General features: G+C 61.4%; 17 protein-coding genes. 4 read left to right on the forward strand and 13 right to left on the reverse strand.

What is annotated here, in order from left to right:
• Positions 1 to 15: 15 nt before the first annotated feature.
• The 12 genes from D7241_RS05750 to D7241_RS05805 form a co-directional block, all read right to left on the reverse strand.
• Positions 16 to 1,503 (reverse strand): sigma-54 interaction domain-containing protein, encoded by a 1,488-nt coding sequence (locus tag D7241_RS05750; protein WP_408100680.1) that lies wholly within the window; start codon positions 1,501 to 1,503, stop codon positions 16 to 18.
• Between the two features lie 90 nt (positions 1,504 to 1,593).
• Positions 1,594 to 2,961 (reverse strand): TRAP transporter large permease subunit, encoded by a 1,368-nt coding sequence (locus D7241_RS05755; RefSeq protein ID WP_408100681.1) that lies wholly within the window; start codon positions 2,959 to 2,961, stop codon positions 1,594 to 1,596.
• 16 nt (positions 2,962 to 2,977) lie between these two features.
• Positions 2,978 to 3,592, reverse strand: coding sequence for a TRAP transporter small permease subunit (locus tag D7241_RS05760; RefSeq protein WP_408100682.1), 615 nt, complete (start codon positions 3,590 to 3,592; stop codon positions 2,978 to 2,980).
• Positions 3,593 to 3,791: 199 nt separating this feature from the next.
• Positions 3,792 to 4,877 (reverse strand): TRAP transporter substrate-binding protein, encoded by a 1,086-nt coding sequence (locus D7241_RS05765; protein ID WP_255975713.1) that lies wholly within the window; start codon positions 4,875 to 4,877, stop codon positions 3,792 to 3,794.
• A gap of 540 nt (positions 4,878 to 5,417) precedes the next feature.
• A complete protein-coding gene (locus tag D7241_RS05770) occupies positions 5,418 to 5,813 on the reverse strand; it encodes a MerR family transcriptional regulator (protein ID WP_408100683.1) in 396 nt (131 codons plus the stop codon).
• Positions 5,814 to 5,941: 128 nt separating this feature from the next.
• Positions 5,942 to 6,568, reverse strand: a complete 627-nt coding sequence (locus tag D7241_RS05775) for a CoA transferase subunit B (protein WP_255975717.1) — start codon at positions 6,566 to 6,568, stop codon at positions 5,942 to 5,944.
• 2 nt (positions 6,569 to 6,570) lie between these two features.
• On the reverse strand, positions 6,571 to 7,266 hold the full coding sequence (locus tag D7241_RS05780; RefSeq protein ID WP_408100684.1) for a CoA transferase subunit A: 696 nt from the start codon (positions 7,264 to 7,266) through the stop codon (positions 6,571 to 6,573).
• Positions 7,267 to 7,314: 48 nt separating this feature from the next.
• Entirely contained in the window at positions 7,315 to 8,217 is a 903-nt protein-coding gene (locus D7241_RS05785; protein ID WP_408100685.1) for a hydroxymethylglutaryl-CoA lyase, read from the reverse strand.
• Positions 8,218 to 8,454: 237 nt separating this feature from the next.
• Entirely contained in the window at positions 8,455 to 10,425 is a 1,971-nt protein-coding gene (locus D7241_RS05790) for an acetyl/propionyl/methylcrotonyl-CoA carboxylase subunit alpha (protein ID WP_408100686.1), read from the reverse strand.
• A gap of 259 nt (positions 10,426 to 10,684) precedes the next feature.
• Complete coding sequence (locus tag D7241_RS05795; protein WP_408100687.1) at positions 10,685 to 11,482, reverse strand: gamma-carboxygeranoyl-CoA hydratase; 798 nt, start codon at positions 11,480 to 11,482, stop codon at positions 10,685 to 10,687.
• Between the two features lie 39 nt (positions 11,483 to 11,521).
• Positions 11,522 to 13,129, reverse strand: a complete 1,608-nt coding sequence (locus D7241_RS05800) for a carboxyl transferase domain-containing protein (protein ID WP_408100688.1) — start codon at positions 13,127 to 13,129, stop codon at positions 11,522 to 11,524.
• 121 nt (positions 13,130 to 13,250) lie between these two features.
• Positions 13,251 to 14,414 (reverse strand): isovaleryl-CoA dehydrogenase, encoded by a 1,164-nt coding sequence (locus tag D7241_RS05805; protein WP_408100689.1) that lies wholly within the window; start codon positions 14,412 to 14,414, stop codon positions 13,251 to 13,253.
• Positions 14,415 to 14,648: 234 nt separating this feature from the next.
• On the opposite strand from D7241_RS05805, the gene D7241_RS05810 reads away from it, so the two are divergent.
• Positions 14,649 to 16,325, forward strand: a complete 1,677-nt coding sequence (locus D7241_RS05810) for an AMP-binding protein (protein ID WP_408100690.1) — start codon at positions 14,649 to 14,651, stop codon at positions 16,323 to 16,325.
• 59 nt (positions 16,326 to 16,384) lie between these two features.
• Positions 16,385 to 16,969 (forward strand): peroxidase-related enzyme, encoded by a 585-nt coding sequence (locus D7241_RS05815; RefSeq protein WP_408100691.1) that lies wholly within the window; start codon positions 16,385 to 16,387, stop codon positions 16,967 to 16,969.
• 253 nt (positions 16,970 to 17,222) lie between these two features.
• Here the strand turns inward: D7241_RS05815 and D7241_RS05820 are convergent, their stop codons facing one another.
• Entirely contained in the window at positions 17,223 to 17,999 is a 777-nt protein-coding gene (locus D7241_RS05820) for an enoyl-CoA hydratase (RefSeq protein ID WP_408100692.1), read from the reverse strand.
• Between the two features lie 179 nt (positions 18,000 to 18,178).
• On the opposite strand from D7241_RS05820, the gene D7241_RS05825 reads away from it, so the two are divergent.
• Positions 18,179 to 19,069, forward strand: coding sequence for a LysR family transcriptional regulator (locus D7241_RS05825; protein WP_408100693.1), 891 nt, complete (start codon positions 18,179 to 18,181; stop codon positions 19,067 to 19,069).
• Positions 19,066 to 20,088, forward strand: a complete 1,023-nt coding sequence (locus D7241_RS05830; RefSeq protein WP_408100694.1) for an AraC family transcriptional regulator — start codon at positions 19,066 to 19,068, stop codon at positions 20,086 to 20,088. Before D7241_RS05825 ends, D7241_RS05830 begins: the two co-directional genes overlap by 4 nt.
• Positions 20,089 to 20,115: the final 27 nt, after the last annotated feature.

Below are 20,115 nucleotides of genomic sequence, written 5' to 3' on the forward strand. Positions count from 1 at the left end.
GGTGCTTCGCTTCGATTATCGCTCGCTCAAACCATGCAATTGCAGCTTCGAATACAGGCTTGCGCGGGAAATACCCAGCTCTGTCGCGGCGCGGCGGCGGTTGCCTTTGCAGGCGAGCAGGGCGTGTTGCAGCGCACGGCGTTCGGCCTGGGCAACGCTTTCGGCAAGCCGCTGCAATGGCGTCGCTTCCTGGGCGGGCAGTGGTTCGATGGTGGCGGGCATGGCTTGTGCGGGTGGCGTGGCGCTAGCGTTCTGTTCTCCGAGCAACGGCAACAGGTGCTGTGCATCCAGCGCCGGGCCATCGGCATTTAGCTGGGCGCGCTCAAGCAGATTGCTCAGCTCACGAACGTTGCCGCGCCAGGGTTGGTTGCAAAGCAGCGCCACGGCGGCGGGGGCGAGTTCCATCGGCGCTTGGCCGGAGCGATTGGCGATATCGTCAAGCAGGTGCTCGAGCACGGCGGGAATATCGCTTGCGCGCTCGCGCAATGGCGGCACCTTGAGCGCGAGCACGTTGAGGCGGTAGTAGAGGTCGTCGCGAAACTGTCCGGCGGCGACTTTGGCTTCCAGATCTATATGCGTGGCGGCGATGACCCGCACATTGAGCGGCTTGACCTGGTTGGAACCCAGCGGCTCGATCTCCTGCTCCTGCAGCACACGCAGAAGCTTGGCCTGCAGAGGCAATGGCAGATCGCCGATCTCATCGAGGAACAGGGTGCCGCCATTGGCGACTTCGAACTTGCCGATGCGTGCCTTGCGATCCGCGCCAGTGAAGGCGCCTGGTGCGGTGCCGAACAGTTCGGCTTCGACCAGGGTTTCCGGAATCGCTGCGACGTTCACCGCGACGAAGGGACCATTGGCGCGTGGCGACAGGTTGTGGATGCCTTGGGCCAACAGTTCCTTACCGGTGCCGGTTTCGCCGCGAATCAATACCGTGGCGTCGAGCTGGGCGGCACGACGCGCCTGGCGCTTGACCTCGCTGGCGGCTGGGCTGGTGCCGATGAAGCCGGCAATGGTGTAGCGAGCACGGCGGGCCTTGGCCAATTCATTCTGAGTGGCGAGCAACTGGTTTTGCAGCGTTGTGAATTTGCTCATCAACGGCTTGAGATGTCGTGCGCGATCGAACAGAACGAAACCCAATGCACCGACCAGCGTGCCGTCCTCGTCTCGTAGCGGAATGCGAGTGACGACGAAATGCTCGTCACCAAAAGCCATGAGGTCGAGCATGCTCGGCTGGCCGTTTTCCATCACCTCGCGAAGGCGGCTGGCCGGGAGGACTTCTTCGACTTCCTTGCCGAGCACGCTGCGTGGATCGCTGATGCCGATCTTCTCGGCGTACTTGTCGTTGATCCAGACGATGCGGGCCTGGCGGTTGACCGCGATGGTCCCTTCGCATTGAGCGTTGAGGTGATCGAACAACAGCGGCATCGCCACGGCGCGAAAGCGCTCCGGAGAAACGCCGATGGTCAGGCCGTTGTGGTCGAGGTCGTTGCGTGCTATCGCCATGGGCAGAGCAATCCGATTGGGTTCGGCCGATTATGGAAGGCACCGGCTGCCTCGGGCAAGGCAGCCGGGCGGGGACGCGATCAGCTGGTTTTAGCGCGCGTAGATTTCATTGGGCAACCACGTCGCCAGCGGCGCGAAGAAAAACACCAGAGCCAGGGCGAGCAGCTGGATCAGGATGTACGGCAGCACGCCAAGGTAGATATCCGAAGTGGTCACACCCGGTGGGCAGACACCTTTGATGTAGAACAGCGAGAAGCCTACCGGAGGTGTCAGGAAGGAGGTCTGCAGGCACATTGCGAAGAGAATCGCGAACCACAGCGGATCGACGCCCATGGAGAACAGTACCGGCGCTACCAGCGGCAGGACGATCAGAGTGATTTCCACCCAGTCCAGGAAGAATCCCAGCAGGAAGGTGATGAACAGCACCGTGAGCAATACGCCGGTCTGGCCGAACGGTAATCCGGTGAGCGCATCGCGGATCACATCGTCTCCACCCAGACCGCGCAGCACGGCGGCGAACACCGTGGCGCCGATGAAGATGCCGAAGATGAAGGCCGAGGTGCGGCTGGTCTGGTAGAGCGCATCCTTGAAAACGCTCATGTTCAGCTTGCGACTGCAGGCAGCCATCAATATCGCGCCGAACGCGCCGACGGCGGACGCTTCGGTGGTGGTGGCGATGCCGAAGAAAATCGAGCCGAGTACCGCAAGGATCAGCGCGAACGGCGGAACCACGGCCCAGAATACGTCGAGCAGCGCACGTGCATCGAGCTTTTGACGGTTGGCCGGCGCGGGTGCGAAGTCTTTCTTCACCCAGGCTATGACGACGATATAGAGAACGTACATCAGCGCCAGCATGAGGCCTGGAATCAGCGCGCCCATGAACAGCTTGCCCACGGAGGCCTCGGAAGTACCGAGACGATCGGCCATTAGTACCAGCATGATGCTCGGCGGAATGATGATGCCCAGCGTGCCGACCGAGCAGGCGGTGCCGACCGCGAGGCTCTTGTTGTACTTGGCTTGCAGCATCGGTCCGATCGAAAGCATGCCCAGCAGCGCTACCGAGGCGCCGACGATACCGGTGGAGGCGGCAAGCAGAATGCCCACCAGCACCACGGTGATTGCGTATCCGCCGCGCAATGGCCCGAGGACCCGCACCAGACTGTGCATCAAGCGCTCAGCGATGCCGGACCGGTCGAGCATGATGCCCATGAAGATGAACAGCGGCAGCGCCACCATCAACTCGTTGGCGACAATGCCGTAGATGCGTGCATCCAGCACGCCGATGGTGCCATCCCAGGTAAACCAGAGATCGGCATCGTAGTGTTCGACCATCACATGGCCGAGCACGGCAAACAGCAACCCGATGCCGGCCAACGACCAGGCCACCGGAAAGCCAAGCAGCAGAAGCACCATGAACGTAGCGAACATGCTGATGACGAGAATTTGTTCCAGACCCATGATTACGGCTTCTCCATCAGGGCTGCGAATGACCGCGATCGCGGTTATTCGTGGGGGCCGTAATGGCCCGTGGGAAATTGAACAGCAGCGTGCTGCAGCGCGTGGCCTTGGAGAACAAAGCCAGAGCCAGCAGCATCAAGCCCAGCGGCAATACGCTCTTGAAGATGAAGCGATGCGGCAGACCGCTCGGCGCTTGCGAGCGCTCGCTATAGACGAACGCGTGATAAGCGAAGGGAATCAGCGCGTCGACCATCAGCACAACGATTGGCAAGGCAAGGAACACGATGCCCAGCAACTCGATGATGGTCCGGCTGCGCAGGGTGAATTTCTCGCTCAGCACATCGACCCGCACGTGATCGTCGCGCACCACGGCGTATGCCAGGGCGAGCAACACCGCGGCGCCAAACAGGTGCCAGGACAGCTCTTCTAGCGCAATGGAGCCGCGCGCCAGCACGAAGCGGCTGAACACATTGGTCAGCACCACCAGCAGGCACAGCACCCAGAGCCAGGCGCTGAGTTCGCCGATGGTGATCATGGTCTTGTCCAGCCACCAGGAAAGTTTGTTGTGCGGCAGCCCATCCGCGTTAGCGGCGGGCACTGCGTCGTTGGGGGAAACGGAATGAACGGACACGGCCACCTCGGCAATCCGGTACTAGGGAAAAGAGGGGCACGGCCGTCGCCGTGCCCCTGATGGCCTGTGTGGTTAGCTGCTTTTCAAGTTCGCGCCCGCAGGCTGATACGGCTTTGCCTGCTGCGTTTACGTTCAAACGTAGGCATCCGAATTTGACTAACTGAACTAGCCACACAGGCCACTAGGCTCAGCGGAGCTATCAGTCGTACTGGTAGTAGTCGCGCGGTAGGTAACCCTTGCCGTGCCAAATGGAGTGGTGCTTCATGAAGGCGCGCTGGCTGGTCAGGACGCGGTTGAACATTTCGTCCCCGGCGGCGATTTCGTCGAGCACTTCATTGGTCACGCGCTCCAGCTCACGCAGTACTTCTTCCGGCAGTACCTGGGCTTTTACGCCTTGCTTTTCGTACTCGCGCAGAGCTGTTGGCTGGGCCCATTCGCTTTCGGCGAAGCCTTTAAGCGTGGCGGATTCGCAACCCATCTCGATCAGCGCGCGGCTTTGCGGCTCCAGTTTGTCCCAAACCCCTTTGTTGACCAGCAGGTGCGACGTGGTCAGGGTCTGGTGCCAGCCGGGCATGATGTAGTTCTTGATGATCTGGTCGAGGCCCAGCATCTTGTCGATCGCGGGTTGCGAGAACTCGGTGGCGTCGATGATTTTGCGTTCCAGCGCCTGATAGATCTCGCCACCGGGGATCATCGTGACCGAGGCGCCAAGCTTCTCGAGTACCTTGCCGCCGATGCCGGCAAAGCGGATGCGCAGGCCGTCGATGTCCTCCAGCTTCTCGATCGGCTTGGCGAACCAACCGGCGCCCTCTGGGCCGATGATGCTGCACAGCATCGGATGAATGTTGCGTTCGGCGTAGATTTCTTCGAGCAGCTTCTTGCCGTCGCCTTCGTAATACCAGGCCAGGTAGGCCGGCGGTTCCATGTTGAACGGAGCCCCGGAATACAACGGAAGCGATGCGATGGTGCCTTGGTCGTAACCGATCCAGGTGTAGCCTGCCGGATACTTGCCATTGCTCACCGCATCCATGATTTCGAATGGCGGTACCAGCTCACCGGGCTCGTAGTAGCGCAACTGGATATCGCCGCCGGAAATGGCTTTTAGCGATTCGGATAGATGCTTGACCGGCGTGGTCAGGCCAACGAGGTGCGAAGGGAACGCCAGCGGCACCTGCCAGCGGATCTTCTCGGTCGCCATCGCGTTACCGCTAACCAGCGTGGCGCTGAGGAGGGTGGTTGCGCCGATGGCGCAAGCGAGACGGGATAGCTTTTTCTTTACAGACATTGCAGGTTTCCTTGTTTTTGTTGTTTTGGTAACCAGAAGAGTTGCGGCCCGGTGCGGTGACGCAGCCGGAAGGCGGAAGAACGACATCCGGTCGTGTCCGCCAGGTGTTTCTGGCCTCTAGCCCTTATCGCTTAGCAGGTTCTGTGCCTGACTCTAAAAAAATGCTGCAACCCGCGTTTTAGAGGCGTTTCGGCTAATTGGCCGAGACGCCGGTGTCCAGCTCGATGGACACTCGTATGGGTTGTCTTTAGCAATGTCCAGAACGCTGGAAACCTGTCTGGCTTTTTGGACGATTAAGATGGGATAGGCGCGGAGGTTGGTCAGAAGCCGGCGTGCTGGTGTCGGCGAGGTTGCTGCGAGCGGCCCGAATTGCAAGCAACCTCGCTCCTGCGAAAGGCCAAGCGACGTTCGCGTTTGTTGGCTGTGTTTGTATGCATCCAGTAACCATGCCGCACAGGATTGCAGGAGCGAGCTTGCTCGCGAACCGGCGGCGTGTAAGAGCCTACGAAAGTGCGTGCGGGGCTGTTGGCATGGTCGGGGTCAGCTTGCTTCTTTGTCCATGGTCGCCTTCAGAGCGGTGAGGCAGCGCTCTTCGGCAGTATCCAGCTCCAGCTGCATTTGCTGGATATCCAACTGCTGCTGCTCGAGCTGCTGACGGCGTTCGGTGATCATGCCGAGCATGATATTCAGCTGCTTCTGGTTGCCGGCCTTGGGATCGTAGAGTTCGATCAGGGTTTTGCATTCGGCGAGCGAAAAACCCAGACGCTTGCCACGCAGGATGAGCTTGAGGGCGACGCGATCCTTGGGGGTATAGACGCGCTCTTGGCCGCGTCGCGTCGGCGAGAGCATGCCCTGTTCTTCATAAAAGCGAATGGCTCGGGTGGTGATGTCGAGCTCGTTGGCCAGATCGGAAATGCTGAAGGTCTGCTTTGCCATTAAGTATCCAGTCTTGCGTGTTCATCGCGGCTCGTGGCGAGCCGGGGTTTGTCGTTCTGTAGTTGTTGAGCAAGGCTACACGCGGCCGGACGCTATGCACAGTGGCGTCGGGCCAGCGTCTAGCCGGCTCAGCGGCGAATCGGGCAACCGGTGGCTTCCTGTAGCGCCTCGAAACTCACCCCATCGGCGAGCTCCACGAGTTTCAAGCCCTGCTCGGTCACGTCCAGCACGCCCAGGTCGGTGATGATCCGGTCGACCACGCCGACGCCGGTCAGCGGCAGGTCGCACTGTTTGATGATCTTATGAGCGCCCTTTGCGGTGTGCTCCATCAGCACGACGACGCGCTTGACCCCGGCCACCAGATCCATCGCGCCGCCCATGCCCTTGACCATCTTGCCGGGGATCATCCAATTAGCCAGATCGCCCGCCTCGGACACCTGCATGGCGCCAAGAATCGCGAGGTTGATGTGACCGCCGCGGATCATGCCGAAACTCATCGCGTTATCGAAAAAGGCGCTGCCGGGCAGGGCGGTGACGGTCTGCTTGCCGGCGTTGATCAGGTCCGGGTCGATCTCGTCTTCGGTCGGAAACGGGCCAATACCGAGCAGACCGTTCTCGCTCTGCAGCCATACGTCCATGCCGTCCGGAATGTAGTTGGCCACGAGAGTCGGCAGGCCGATGCCGAGGTTGACGTAGAAGCCGTCCTGCAATTCCTGCGCAGCGCGCTGCGCCATCTGTTCGCGTGTCCAGGCCATGATCAGCTCCTCACCGTACGTTTTTCGATGCGTTTCTCGGCGTTCGGGTTGTGGATGATGCGCTGCACGTAGATGCCCGGCAGATGGATCTGGTCAGGGTCCAGCTCACCGGTTTCGACCAGTTCGTCGACTTCCACCACGCAGACCTTTCCAGCCATTGCCGCGAGCGGATTGAAGTTGCGCGCGGTCTTGTTGAATACCAGATTGCCGGCCTTGTCGGCTTTGTAGGCCTTGACCAGGGCGATGTCGGCGGGGAGCGACTCTTCCATCACGTACCAGTCACCATTGAACTGGCGGGTTTCCTTGCCTTCGGCGATCAACGTGCCGTAGCCGGTGCGGGTATAGAACGCGGGAATGCCGGAGCCGGCAGCGCGCAGCTTTTCGGCGAGGGTGCCTTGCGGGGTAAATTCGAGCTCCAGCTCTCCGGCGAGGTACTGGCGCTCGAACTCCTTGTTTTCGCCCACGTAGGAAGAAATCATCTTGCGCACCTGCCGCGACTCCAGCAGTAGGCCGAGGCCGAAACCGTCCACGCCCGCGTTGTTGCTGATCACCGTTAGGTCTTTCTTTCCGGTGTCGCGCAGCGCCGCGATCAGCGCCTCGGGAATGCCACACAGACCGAAGCCGCCGACGGCGAGGGTCATGCCATCCTCGACCAAACCGTCGAGCGCCTGCGGGGCGTTAGGATAGATCTTGTTCATGTAGGCCTCTTGTTTTTCATATGGCTACTTGTTCGATCAGGTTTGCCATCACTCTGCACTCAAACGCGCCCCTGCAACCCGGGAGCCGTTGCGTCGACCCAGTACGTCACTGATGCGTTGCCCCGCGGCAACCAGCGCATCCAGATCGATGCCGGTATGGATGCCCAGCCCGTTGAGCATGTAAAGCACGTCTTCGCTGGCAACGTTGCCGCTGGCGCCTTTGGCGTAAGGGCAGCCACCGAGTCCGGCGACTGAGCTGTCGAACGTGCAGATGCCTTCGAGCAGGCTGGCATAGATATTCGCCAATGCCTGGCCGTAGGTATCGTGAAAGTGTCCGGCGAGCTTGTCGCGCGGGACTTCACGACTGACGATCTCGAACAACTGGCGGGTCTTGCCAGGCGTGCCGGTTCCGATGGTGTCACCCAGGGAAACCTCGTAGCAGCCCATGGCGAACAATTCGCGTGTGACGTGGGCGACGCGCCGCGGATCGATTTCGCCTTCATAGGGGCAGCCGAGCACGCAGGACACATAGCCACGCACCTGGATGCCGTTTTCGCGCGCCGCCGCCATCAGCGGGGCGAAGCGCGCCAAGCTCTCATCGATGGAACAATTGATGTTCTTCTGCGAAAAGGCTTCGGAGGCGGCGCCGAATACCGCGACTTCGCTGACCCCTGCTGCAATGGCCGCTTCGAGGCCTTTCAGATTCGGCGTCAGCGCCGCATAGGTCACGCCGGGCTTCTGCCTGATCTGCCCGAAGACTTCGGCCGAGCCGGCCATCTGCGGCACCCATTTGGGCGACACGAAGCTGCCGACCTCGATGTATTGCAAGCCGGCAGCGCTGAGATCGTCCACCAGCCGCACCTTGTCGGCGATGCTGATGGGCTGCTTTTCGTTCTGCAGGCCGTCGCGGGGGCCGACTTCTACCAAGCGGACGTGTTTGGGCAGGTTCATAAATGCTCCATGGGGGCGGGCGTCGTAGCGTCTTCACCTGTTTTGTTAGTTTTCTGGTGGGCTGAAGCCCACCCTACGCGTCCGGTGGACCCAAGCGGAATACCTCCGGTACCACTCTACGGTGCTGTCTTCCGTAGGGTGGGCTTTAGCCCACCAATTGCCGGGCAATACGTGCCGTGTCACAGCTATGAGGGTGCGCCGGGCGGCGTTCCGCTTCAGCCCACCAATCCGAAAGCGTCAGGCCTCTTCCATCTCCAGCAACACCGTTCCCTCATTGACCATATCGCCTTCAGCGCAGAACAGGCTTTTAACCACACCGGCCTGCTGGCTTCTGATGCTGTGCTCCATCTTCATCGCTTCCAGCACGACCAGTGTGGCACCAGCCTCGACGCTCTGCCCGGCCTCGACCAACACCCGAACGATGCTGCCGTTCATGGGTGCGGTCAGGCCGCCATGATGCTGGTGGTTGGCCTCGGCTTCGGCGATGGGGTCGAACGCCGTCACGGCTTGCAGCTCGCCGTTCCATTCCAGATAAAGAGTTTGGCCCTGACGAATCGCCTTCGGCCTGCGCAGGGCTTCTGCTTTTGTAGGAGCGAGCTTGCTCGCGAAGGCGGTTTCCGAGGAGGTTGATTCGCGAGCAAGCTCGCTCCTACGGGCATCAGCATTAATGTGTACCAGGCGGCTTTCGCCATTGCATTGCAGATGCACGCCAATCCGTGCCGGCATGCCGAAACGCAGTCCATCACGCTTTGCCCAAGGCGAGTGCAGGTCGTCTTCACGGACCTTGGCCGGTTCGCTCTGCACGAACAGCTCGCCAGCCAGCTGCCAGAATTCATCGGCCAGTTCGCCAGGTTTGCGCATCAGCTCGGCTTCGTGACGGGGGATGAAACCGGTGTCCAGCTCCGCCGCCGCGAAGGCAGGGTGGCCGACCACGCGACGCAGGAAGGCGAGGTTGGTGCGCACGCCGCCAATGTAGGTTTCATCGAGCATGGATAACAGGCGCAGCCGCGCTTCCTCGCGGTTCTCGCCCCAGGCGATCAGCTTGCCCAGCATCGGATCGTAGAAGGGCGACACCACATCGCCTTCGGCCACGCCGCTGTCGACACGGCGACCCGGACCTGAAGCGGATTCGCGGTACAAATCGAGGGTGCCGGTAGCGGGCAGGAAGTCGTTATCCGGGTCTTCGGCATACAGCCGCACCTCGATGGCGTGGCCGTTCAGCGGCACCTGCTGTTGGGTGATCGGCAGCGGTTCGCCACGGGCGACGCGGATCTGCCAGGCGACCAGATCGAGGCCGGTGATGGATTCGGTGACCGGATGCTCGACCTGCAGGCGCGTGTTCATCTCCATGAAGAAGAATTCGCCGCGGGCGTCGAGCAGAAATTCCACGGTGCCTGCGCCGACATAACCGATGGCCTGCGCGGCCTTGACCGCCGCTTCGCCCATGGCGCGGCGCAGCTCCGGCGAGAGGCCCGGTGCCGGCGCTTCTTCGACGACTTTCTGATGGCGCCGCTGGATCGAGCAATCACGCTCGTTGAGATACAGGCAGTTGCCATGCTGGTCGGCGAATACCTGGATCTCCACGTGGCGAGGCTTGAGCACGTACTTCTCGACCAACATGCGTGAGTCGCCGAACGAGGACTGCGCTTCACGTTGGGCCGATTGCAGCGCTTCGGCCAGCTCGGCTTCGCGCTCGACGACCTTCATGCCCTTACCGCCGCCGCCTGCGGTGGCCTTGAGCAGTACCGGGTAGCCGATCCGCTGCGCAGCAGCGCGAAAAGTTTCCACGTCCTGGGCTTCGCCGTGATAGCCGGGCACCAATGGCACGCCGGCTGTTTCCATCAGCGCCTTGGCTGCGGATTTGCTGCCCATGGCGTCAATGGCCGATGCGGGCGGGCCGAGGAAGATCAGTCCGGCGTCTTCGATGGCTCGGGCGAACTCAGCGTTCTCGGAAAGGAAGCCATAGCCAGGGTGGATTGCCTGAGCACCGCTGGCCTTGGCGGCGGCGATCAGTTTGTCGATTCGCAGGTAGCTTTCAGCCGGCTTGGCGCCGCCGAGATCGATGCGGATGTCGGCTTCGCGGGAGTGCCGTGCGTCGCGGTCGATGGCGCTGTGCACGGCGACGGTGGTCAGGCCCATGGCCCTGGCGGTGCGCATCACGCGACAAGCGATCTCGCCGCGGTTGGCGACGAGGAGGGTGGTTATCATTGTTGTGGCTCCTGCGTGGCCTTGAGCATGTTTCCCCTCACCCTAGCCCTCTCCCCAAAGGGGCGAGGGGATGACGGGGTGAGGCGAGGGAGTGGTGTGGTTTGGCAGACGGTGGCTCGCCTGATTGACGTGGCAAGGCGAGCATGGTTGCCGTAGCTGCGAGCTAGCGTCGTGGCCCAGACGCTGTACGAAACAACCCCCTCTCCTCCTTGGGGAGATGGCTGGGGAGAGGGGGCGGAATTCCAGACGAACCCGGACATCAAGCGTCCCCCAACCAAGCCGGTTTGCGCTTTTCCAGAAAGGCGTTCAGCCCTTCCTGGCCCTCTGGGCTGACGCGGATACGCGCAATGGTGTTTTCGGAGTAGCGGCGCAGGGCAGGGCTGAGCGAGCCGCTGCTGGCTTCACGCAGCAGATCCTTGCTGGCACGCATGGCCTGTGGGCTGTTGAGCAGAAGGTTGCCGATCCAGCTGTTGAGGCTGTCGTCCAGCTCGGCCGCGGCATAAGTTTCGGACAGCAGGCCAAGCTCACGCGCCCGCTCGCCGCTGAAACGCTCACCCGTCATGGCATAACGGCGCGTGGCGCGTTCGCCGATGGCCTTGACCACGAAGGGGCTGATCACCGCCGGCGCCAAGCCGATGCGCACTTCGGACAATGAGATTTGCGCATCAGCGGCGCCGATCGCCATGTCACAGCAGGCGATCAACCCGACAGCGCCGCCGAAGGCCGCGCCTTGCACGACCGCAAGTGTCGGCAGCTTCAAGTGGTAGAGGCTGTACATCATCTCAGCCAGCTCACGGGCATCGGTGAGATTGGCCTCAAAGTCCAGCTTGGCCGACTGCTGCATCCAGGCGAGGTCGGCGCCCGCCGAGAAGTGCTTGCCGCGACCGCGCAATAATAGGAAGCGCAGGCTTTTGTCCGCCTGTACCTGATCTATGGCGAGCACCAGCTCGCGAATCATCTCGGCGTTAAAGGCATTGTTCTTTTCCGGGCGGTTGAGCCAGAGAGTGGCGAAGCCGCGCGGGTCTTTTTCCAGTTGTACGGTGGTGAAATCGGTCATGGCGGCAAAATCCTCGATCACTAGGGGCGTGAGCGCCGCTCACATCCGGAATACGCCAAATCGGGTCGGCTCGATCGGTGCGTTGAGGCTGGCCGAGATCGCCAGGCCCAGCACGTCACGCGTCTGTGCCGGATCAATCACGCCGTCGTCCCACAGCCGTGCACTGGAATAGTAGGGATGCCCCTGGCGCTCGTACTGTTCGAGAATCGGCTGCTTAAGCTCTGCTTCCGCTTCATCGGAAAAAGAATGCCCGCTGCGCTCGGCCTGTTCGCGCTTTACTTGCACCAGCACGCCAGCGGCCTGCTCGCCGCCCATCACGCCGATGCGCGCGTTGGGCCACATCCACAGAAAACGCGGGTCGTAGGCGCGACCGCACATGCCGTAGTTGCCCGCGCCAAAACTGCCGCCGATGACCACCGTGAACTTCGGCACCTGAGCGCAGGCCACGGCAGTGACCAGCTTGGCGCCGTGTTTGGCGATGCCACCGGTCTCGTACTTCTGCCCGACCATGAAACCGGTGATGTTTTGCAGGAACAACAGCGGAATGCCGCGCTGGCAGGCCAGTTCGATAAAGTGCGCGCCTTTTTGTGCAGCCTCGGCGAAGAGGATGCCGTTGTTCGCCAGGATCGCGATCGGGTAGCCATGCAATGTGGCGAAGCCGCAAACCAGCGTGGTGCCGAACAGGGCCTTGAATTCATCGAATTCGCTGCCATCCACCAGCCGCGCGATCACTTCGCGTACGTCATAGGGCTGCTTGGATTGCGCAGGGATCACGCCGTAGAGCTCGTCCGCGGCATATAGCGGTGCCCGCGGCTGACGAGCCTGCAATTGGCCGAGTTTTTGCCAATTGAGGTTGGCCACGCAGCGGCGGGCGATGGCCAGCGCGTGTTCGTCGTTTTCGGCGTAATGGTCGGCAACGCCGGAGGTCTTGCAGTGCACGTCGGCGCCGCCCAGGTCCTCGGCGGTCACCACTTCGCCGGTGGCGGCTTTGACCAGCGGCGGGCCGGCGAGAAAGATGGTCGCCTGGTTGCGCACCATGATGGTTTCATCCGCCATCGCCGGTACATAGGCCCCGCCGGCAGTGCAGGAGCCCATCACCACGGCCAGCTGCGGGATGCCCATGGCGCTCATGTTGGCCTGGTTGAAGAAGATGCGGCCGAAGTGCTCACGGTCCGGGAAGACCTCGTCCTGACGCGGCAGGTTGGCGCCACCGGAATCCACCAGGTAAATGCATGGCAGACGATTCTGCTGGGCGATGGCCTGGGCGCGCAGGTGCTTTTTCACGCTGAGCGGGTAGTAGCTGCCGCCTTTTACCGTCGCATCGTTGGCGATGATCATGCATTCGACGCCTTCGACCCGGCCAATGCCGGCGACTACGCCCGCGGCGGCGACGTCTTCACCGTAAACCTCGTAAGCGGCCAGCGGCGCAACTTCGAGAAAGGCCGAACCGGAGTCGAGGAGAGCGTTGATGCGGTCACGCACCAGCAGTTTGCCGCGTGCAACATGGCGTTGCTGGGCCTTCTCGCCACCGCCTTCGCTGACCTTGCCGAGCAAGGCGCGCAGGTTTTCGACCTGTTCCAGCATCGCGTCGCGGTTGGCAGCGAATTCCGGCGAGCGGGGGTTGATTTGGGTGTTCAGGATGGCCATGTGGAGCCCTCGAAATGCGCTGGACGATACAGCCCGTAGGGTGGGCTTCAGCCCACCGCAAGTCCGCAACGGTGGGCTGAAGCCCACCCTACCGCGTCTCGTCTCAACGCCTTGTTTGTCTTTATTTGGTCTCGTTAAACAACTCGCGGCCAATCAGCATGCGGCGGATCTCACTGGTGCCGGCGCCGATCTCGTAGAGCTTGGCGTCGCGCAGCAAACGGCCGGTCGGGAATTCGTTGATGTAGCCGTTGCCGCCCAAGATCTGGATCGCCTGCAGTGCCATCTGTGTCGCCGCTTCGGCGGTATAGAGAATCACGCCGGCGGCGTCCTTGCGGGTGGTTTCGCCGCGGTCGCAGGCTTGGGCCACGGTGTAAAGATAGGCGCGGCTGGCGTTGAGCTGGGTGTACATGTCGGCGACCTTGCCCTGGATGAACTGGAACTCGCCGATGCTTTGACCGAACTGCTTGCGGTCGTGGATGTAGGGCACCACCACGTCCAGGCAGGCCTGCATGATCCCAACCGGGCCGCCGGCAAGTACCACGCGCTCGTAATCCAGACCGCTCATCAGCACCTTGACGCCGCCGTTCTCGACACCCAGCACGTTCTCTTCCGGCACCTCGACGTCATCGAAGAAGAGCTCACAGGTGTTAGAGCCGCGCATGCCGAGCTTGTCGAATTTGTTGCCGCGCGAGAAACCCTTCCAGTCGCGCTCGACGATGAAGGCGGTGATGCCGTGCGCGCCCTTGTCCAGGTCGGTCTTGGCGTAGATCACGTAGGTGTTGGCGTCCGGGCCGTTGGTGATCCAGGTCTTGCTGCCGTTGAGCACGAAGCGGTCGCCCTTGCGATCGGCGCGCAGCTTCATCGAAACCACATCGGAGCCGGCGTTCGGCTCGCTCATCGCCAGCGCGCCGACGTGCTCGCCAGAAACCAGTTTGGGCAGGTAATTCGCCTTCTGCTCCGGCGTGCCGTTGCGGTTGATCTGGTTGACGCAGAGGTTGGAATGCGCGCCATAGGACAGCCCCACTGAGGCCGATCCGCGGCTGATTTCCTCGAGAGCGATGACGTGCGCCAGGTAGCCCATGCCGGCGCCGCCATATTCCTCGTCTATGGTGATACCGAGCAGGCCCATGTCGCCGAACTTGCGCCACATGTCGCTGGGGAACAGGTTGTCACGGTCGATGGACTCGGCGCGGGGCGCCAGTTCATCGGCAACGAATCCGCGTACCTGATCGCGCAGCATGTCGACGGTTTCACCGAGGGCAAAGTTGAGGCCGGAGTAGTTCATGTGCCACCTGTCTTGTAATTGTTCTGATTCGACTACTGGACGCCGGAAAACGTTGATTCCAATTGCGGTCCAGCCTGTTGTTTGTCGCGTTCCAGTACCGGCTTTAGGCGTCGGGGCGCGATGGGTTGTTGCGTTGTTACCTTTACGTTAACGTAATCATGCCCGGAAGGACTGTCAACTCCAGCACGACGGGCGCCAAAGCCTCATAAAAAACATAAGACTGAGGAATTCGACATGAGTCTTCCGAGCTACACCTGCGGACCGCAGACCAAACCCTTGTTGGCCATGACCATCGGCGCAGCGTTCGACCGGGCAGTCGAGCGTTTCCCCGACCGTGAGGCCCTGGTCGTGCGTCATCAGAATCTGCGCTACACCTGGGCGCAGCTGGCCGAGGAAGTGGACCGCTGCGCACGGGGCTTGTTGGCGCTCGGCCTCAAACCTGGCGAGCGGGTGGGCATCTGGTCGCCGAACAATGCGCAGTGGTGCATTGCTCAGTTCGCTACTGCCAAAGTCGGCGTGGTGCTGGTGAACATCAACCCTGCCTACCGCCTGAACGAACTCGAATACGCGCTCAAACAGTCTGGCTGCCGCTGGCTGATCTGCGCCGATGCCTTCAAGACTTCCGACTATCACGCGATGCTTCATGAGTTGCTGCCGGAGCTGGAACGCTCGGCCGTGGGAACCCTGCAAAGCCACTTGCTGCCGGAGCTTCGCGGCGTGGTCAGCCTGTGCGACAAACCGGTGGATGGCATGCTGCTGTGGAAAGGCCTGATGGACATGGCCGAAGGCGTCGGCCCTGAGCAGCTGCGTCAATGCGGCGAGCAACTGCAGTTCGATGACCCCATCAATATTCAGTACACCTCCGGCACCACGGGCTTCCCCAAGGGCGCCACGCTCAGTCACTACAACATCCTCAACAACGGCTACATGGTCGGCGAAAGCCTGAAACTCACCGAGCATGACCGGCTGGTGATTCCGGTGCCGCTGTATCACTGCTTCGGCATGGTTATGGGCAACCTCGGCTGCGTGACCCACGGCACCACGATGATCTATCCGAGCGCCGCATTCGAGCCGCTCGCAGCGCTGCAGGCCGCTGCCGAAGAAAAGGCCACGGGCATGTACGGCGTGCCGACGATGTTCATCGCCATGCTCGACCATCCGGAGCGCCAATCGCTGGATCTGAGCAACCTGCGCACGGGCATCATGGCTGGTTCCACTTGCCCGATTGAAGTGATGAAGCGGGTGATCGACGACATGCACCTGGCCGAGATGCAGATCGCCTACGGCATGACCGAAACAAGCCCTGTCTCCACCCAGACCGGCCCGGATGATGATCTGGATCGTCGCGTAACCAGCGTCGGCCGCACCCAGCCGCACCTGGAAAGCAAAGTGGTCGACGAACACAACCGCATCGTCCCGCGCGGGCAGATTGGTGAACTCTGTACCCGCGGCTACAGCGTCATGCTCGGCTACTGGAACAACCCGGAAGCCACGGCGGGAGCCATCGATGGCGCGCGCTGGATGCACACCGGCGACCTGGCAATCATGGACGACGAGGGCTATCTCAAGATCGTCGGGCGCAACAAGGACATGATCATCCGTGGCGGTGAAAACGTGTATCCGCGCGAGGTCGAGGAATTTCTGTTTACCCATCCCGGGGTGGCGGACGTGCAGGTGATCGGGGTGCCGGACAAGACCTATGGAGAGGAGATCGTTGCCTGGGTCAAGCTGCATCCGGGGCATGAAGTCAGCGCCGATGACCTGCGTGATTTCTGCAAGGGGCGGATCGCGCACTTCAAGGCTCCGCGGCATATCAAGTTCGTCGGCGACTTCCCCATGACCATCAGCGGCAAGGTGCAGAAATTCCGTATGCGTGAAGTCAGCGTCGCTGAGCTCGGCCTCGGTGAATGAAGAACGGCATCGGGCCGGCTCGAACCGGTACTGCACTTTTGAACGATACGGAGTCCGCAATGACACAGCCCATCAGTCGTTTTCCCCTAATACAAGATATCGCTTCGCTGCCAGATGATGTGCGCGAGCGAATCCTTGCGGTACAGGAAAAGGCCGGTTTCGTGCCCAACGTGTTCCTGATGTTGGCTCACCGACCCGATGAGTTTCGGGCTTTTTTCAGCTACCACGATGCGCTCATGGAACGAGAGTCCGACAGCCTGACCAAGGCCGAAAAGGAGATGATCGTCGTGGCAGTCAGTGCCGATCACGGCTGTTTGTACTGCGTCGTCGCCCATGGTGCGATTCTGCGAATCCTCGCAAAGGACCCGCTGATCGCCGATCAGATCGCGGTCAACTATCGCACCGCGCCGATCAGCGAACGTCAGCGGGTCATGCTTGATTTCGCCTTGCATTTGGCTGCCCAGCGCGGCGTGCTGGATGACGCAGGGCAGGCGCGGCTGGAGGCAGTCGGCTTCTCGCTTGGCGACATCTGGGACATCGGCGCGATTGCCGCGCTGTTCGGTCTTTCCAATCGTCTGGTGTCGATGGCGCGGACGCCGCCGAACGACGAGTTCTATTTGCTGGGCCGCGTGCCCAAGGCCTAGCGTGCCGCCTGGCTGCAAAAGCAAGGAAGTCGCACACCAAGGAAGCCAATGTGCTCACATGCCACCTCGGCAGCTTGAGCGCATGGCGACACCTGGCTTACCTGCATTCTGGTGGGTGGCAATGCGTTGTAGATCAATAATCAAGATGAGCGTACTGGCAGGTTCGTTATGACTACGACTCTGCGACTACGGTATTCCAAGGTAGAGACGATGAATGCGATGAGCTATGTCCGACCGCCTCGCCGGAACATCCTCAGGCGTTCTGCCATTTAGCGTTGCGTTTCTCCAGAAAGGCATTAACGCCTTCCTTCTGGTCCAGGGTATCGAACAGCTCGACGAACAGGTCGCGCTCGCCAGCCCAGCCTTCTGCATGGCTACCGCTGCGGGCATTCATCACCAAGCGCTTGCAACGGCTGACGGACGAGGGGCTTTGTGCATTGACGCCTTCGGCCAGCTTAAGCGCAGCTTCCAGAGATTGGCCGCGCGGCACCACTTCCTCGACCAGGCCGATCTTCTCGGCGCGCTGTGCATTGACGCGCTCGCCGCAGAGGATCATCCGCTTGGCCCAGCCTTCGCCCACCAGCCATGGCAGGTTCTGGGTGCCGCCTGCACAGGGCAGCAGGCCGACGCTGGCTTCCGGCAGCGCCATTTGCGCCTGCTCTTCGGCGATACGGATATCACATGCCAGCGCACATTCCAGGCCGCCACCCATGGCGTAGCCGTTAATAGCGGCAATGGACACACCGCGGAAATGGCTCAGCGCATCAAAGGCGCGACCGAACAACTCAGCAACTTCGCGGGCCGCAACCTTGTCGCCATCGGCGAACTGCTTGAGATCGGCGCCAGCTGAGAAAAACTTCTCGCCCTGACCGGTAATGACCAGCGCGTAAACGTCCGGATTGTCGTTGAGCTGGCCGATCATCTGTTCCAGTGCTCCCAGGGATTCGCGGTCCCACGTATTGGCCGGCGGATTGGCGATGGTCAGCAGAGCAGTATGGCCGCGCATTTCGAGCTGAATCTTCTGGCTCATGTCGATTCCTTCTTCTTGTTGAACTGATTGCGAATGTAGTGAGGCGAAACAGGGTTCGATGAACGAGCCTAGCAGCGTAAAAATAGTAAACCCATGGTGCGAAATGCAGAGGTATTCTGTGTTTTTGCACAGCGGGCCGCAGGCGGGCGTGCTGAAGCTCAACGGATCTGGAGTTTGCAGTGGATTGGGATAACCTGCGTTTTTTTCTCGAACTGTCCCGTGCGGGCAAGCTGACCGTTGCCGCGCGGCGTCTGGGCGTCGATCACACGACTGTTGCACGACGCGTCCAGGCGTTGGAAAAGACGCTGGATCGCCAGTTGTTCATCCGCGCCAAAGCGGGCTATCGCCTGTCCGAGGCGGGGCGTGAATTGCTCGCCCAGGCCGAGGCAATGGAAAGCGCGATTACCTCCATCGAGCAGCCGAGCCTCACCGCTGACAAACTTTCAGGCCAGGTGCGTATCGGCGCTACCGAAGGCTACGGCACGGTAATGCTGGCCGGTCAGTTGGCCAGCCTGACGCGAGACTATCCGCATCTGGGTGTGGACTTGCTCGCGGTGCCGCGTTCGGTGCGGCTGGCGCGTCACGAAGCGGATATCGTCGTCACCCTGGAGCGCCCCGAGCGCGGTCCCTATGTGATCACCAAGCTGACCGACTACGTCCTGCGGCTCTATGCTTCGGAAGCCTACTTGGCGGCGCATTCACCGATTCGCAGCCGCGAAGATCTGAGCGGCCATGTATTTGTCAGCTATATCGAGGACCTGCTCTATAGCAAGGAGCTGAACTTTCTCGATGAAATCATGCGGCCGCGCCAGCACTCGCTACGCAGCACAAGCATTCTTGCGCAACAGGAAGCCGTCGCGGCGGGCGCCGGGCTGGCGATATTACCGGCGTTCGCGGCGCGCAAGGAGCCCTTGCTCAGAGAAGTGCTGGTAGACGAAATCGAATTCACCCGCACCTTCTGGATGCTGATGCCGGTGGAAAACAAGGATTTGGCGCGCATGCGCGTGTGCTGGGATTTTCTGCGTGATGTGGCCGCCAACAGCCACGACGTGATGATGGGGCGCGTATGACTCGCGAGGGCAAGGGCACCATTTCCGTGCGATTGGTGGAGGAGGCATTGCTGGCCATGACCTCGCCCTCGCTGCCACCCGAGCACCTGCTGCGCCAGCTTGGGCTGACCGCTCTCGATCTCGCCGAGACCGAGGCGCGTATCGATGTGGCCGAATACAGCAAGCTCTGGCGTCGATTGGCTCGGCGCTTCGATGACGAATTCTTCGGTATGGATGCACGGCGGATGCGCGCGGGCAGCTTCGCCTTCGTCTCTCGAGCGGCCCTGGCACAGCCGACGCTGGATAGCGCGATGCGGCTGGCACTGGATTTCTTCGGGCTGACTTTTGAGCATTTCCGCGGCGAGCTGCACCGTAGCGAGAGCCTGGCCGAGGTCGTTTTGCTGGAACGCACGGATGCACGGCCGCTTCGGGCTTTCACTTATTTCACGTTCTGGATGTTGGTGCATGGTCTGGCGTGCTGGTTGATCGGCCGGCGCATCCCGTTACTGGCTATGGAGCTGCGCTGCGACGAACCGGTTTATACCGATGACTACCGGGTGATGTTCTCCGACAACCTGCGCTTCGCCCGGCCCAGCACGCGGATTATCTTTGCCGCCGAGGTGCTCGACCTGCCGGTACGGCGTAGCGAGCAGGAGCTACACGACTTTCTGGCTCATGCGCCAGCCAACATCCTGGTCAGATATCGCGACACCACCAGCCTTGCCAGCCGCATCAAGGCGCAGCTGCGCCAGTTACCACCGGAACAATGGCCGACCAGCGAACAGCTCGCGCAGACACTATGCGTCTCGCCCTCGACGCTGCGTCGGCGACTGGCCGAAGCCGGGCAGCCATACCAGGCGATCAAGGATCAGGTGCGCCAGGAAATGGCTACGCTGTGGCTCGCAGACGCCGCGATCACTTACGCCGAAATCGCCGAGCGTCTCGGTTTTGCCGATGTCAGCTCGTTCTACAAGGCGTTCCGCAAGTGGACCGGGACCAATCCGGGTCAGTACCGCGGATTGATTCTCGGCGGAAACTAGGGGCGCTCCATTGCGGTGGGCTGAAGC

The sequence above is a fragment of the Stutzerimonas sp. VN223-3 genome (assembly GCF_045999685.1).
In the GTDB taxonomy this organism is placed as follows: domain Bacteria; phylum Pseudomonadota; class Gammaproteobacteria; order Pseudomonadales; family Pseudomonadaceae; genus Stutzerimonas; species Stutzerimonas stutzeri_AR.

Excerpts from the sequence above, each read along its gene's own strand:
- D7241_RS05750 (WP_408100680.1), bottom strand. The coding sequence starts at position 1,503 with ATGGCGATAGCACGCAACGACCTCGACCACAACGGCCTGACCATCGGC.
- D7241_RS05755 (WP_408100681.1), bottom strand. The coding sequence starts at position 2,961 with ATGGGTCTGGAACAAATTCTCGTCATCAGCATGTTCGCTACGTTCATG.
- D7241_RS05765 (WP_255975713.1), bottom strand. The coding sequence starts at position 4,877 with ATGTCTGTAAAGAAAAAGCTATCCCGTCTCGCTTGCGCCATCGGCGCA.
- D7241_RS05770 (WP_408100683.1), bottom strand. The coding sequence starts at position 5,813 with ATGGCAAAGCAGACCTTCAGCATTTCCGATCTGGCCAACGAGCTCGAC.
- D7241_RS05775 (WP_255975717.1), bottom strand. The coding sequence starts at position 6,568 with ATGGCCTGGACACGCGAACAGATGGCGCAGCGCGCTGCGCAGGAATTG.
- D7241_RS05780 (WP_408100684.1), bottom strand. The coding sequence starts at position 7,266 with ATGAACAAGATCTATCCTAACGCCCCGCAGGCGCTCGACGGTTTGGTC.
- D7241_RS05785 (WP_408100685.1), bottom strand. The coding sequence starts at position 8,217 with ATGAACCTGCCCAAACACGTCCGCTTGGTAGAAGTCGGCCCCCGCGAC.
- D7241_RS05790 (WP_408100686.1), bottom strand. The coding sequence starts at position 10,425 with ATGATAACCACCCTCCTCGTCGCCAACCGCGGCGAGATCGCTTGTCGC.
- D7241_RS05795 (WP_408100687.1), bottom strand. The coding sequence starts at position 11,482 with ATGACCGATTTCACCACCGTACAACTGGAAAAAGACCCGCGCGGCTTC.
- D7241_RS05800 (WP_408100688.1), bottom strand. The coding sequence starts at position 13,129 with ATGGCCATCCTGAACACCCAAATCAACCCCCGCTCGCCGGAATTCGCT.
- D7241_RS05805 (WP_408100689.1), bottom strand. The coding sequence starts at position 14,414 with ATGAACTACTCCGGCCTCAACTTTGCCCTCGGTGAAACCGTCGACATG.
- D7241_RS05810 (WP_408100690.1), top strand. The coding sequence starts at position 14,649 with ATGAGTCTTCCGAGCTACACCTGCGGACCGCAGACCAAACCCTTGTTG.
- D7241_RS05815 (WP_408100691.1), top strand. The coding sequence starts at position 16,385 with ATGACACAGCCCATCAGTCGTTTTCCCCTAATACAAGATATCGCTTCG.
- D7241_RS05820 (WP_408100692.1), bottom strand. The coding sequence starts at position 17,999 with ATGAGCCAGAAGATTCAGCTCGAAATGCGCGGCCATACTGCTCTGCTG.
- D7241_RS05830 (WP_408100694.1), top strand. The coding sequence starts at position 19,066 with ATGACTCGCGAGGGCAAGGGCACCATTTCCGTGCGATTGGTGGAGGAG.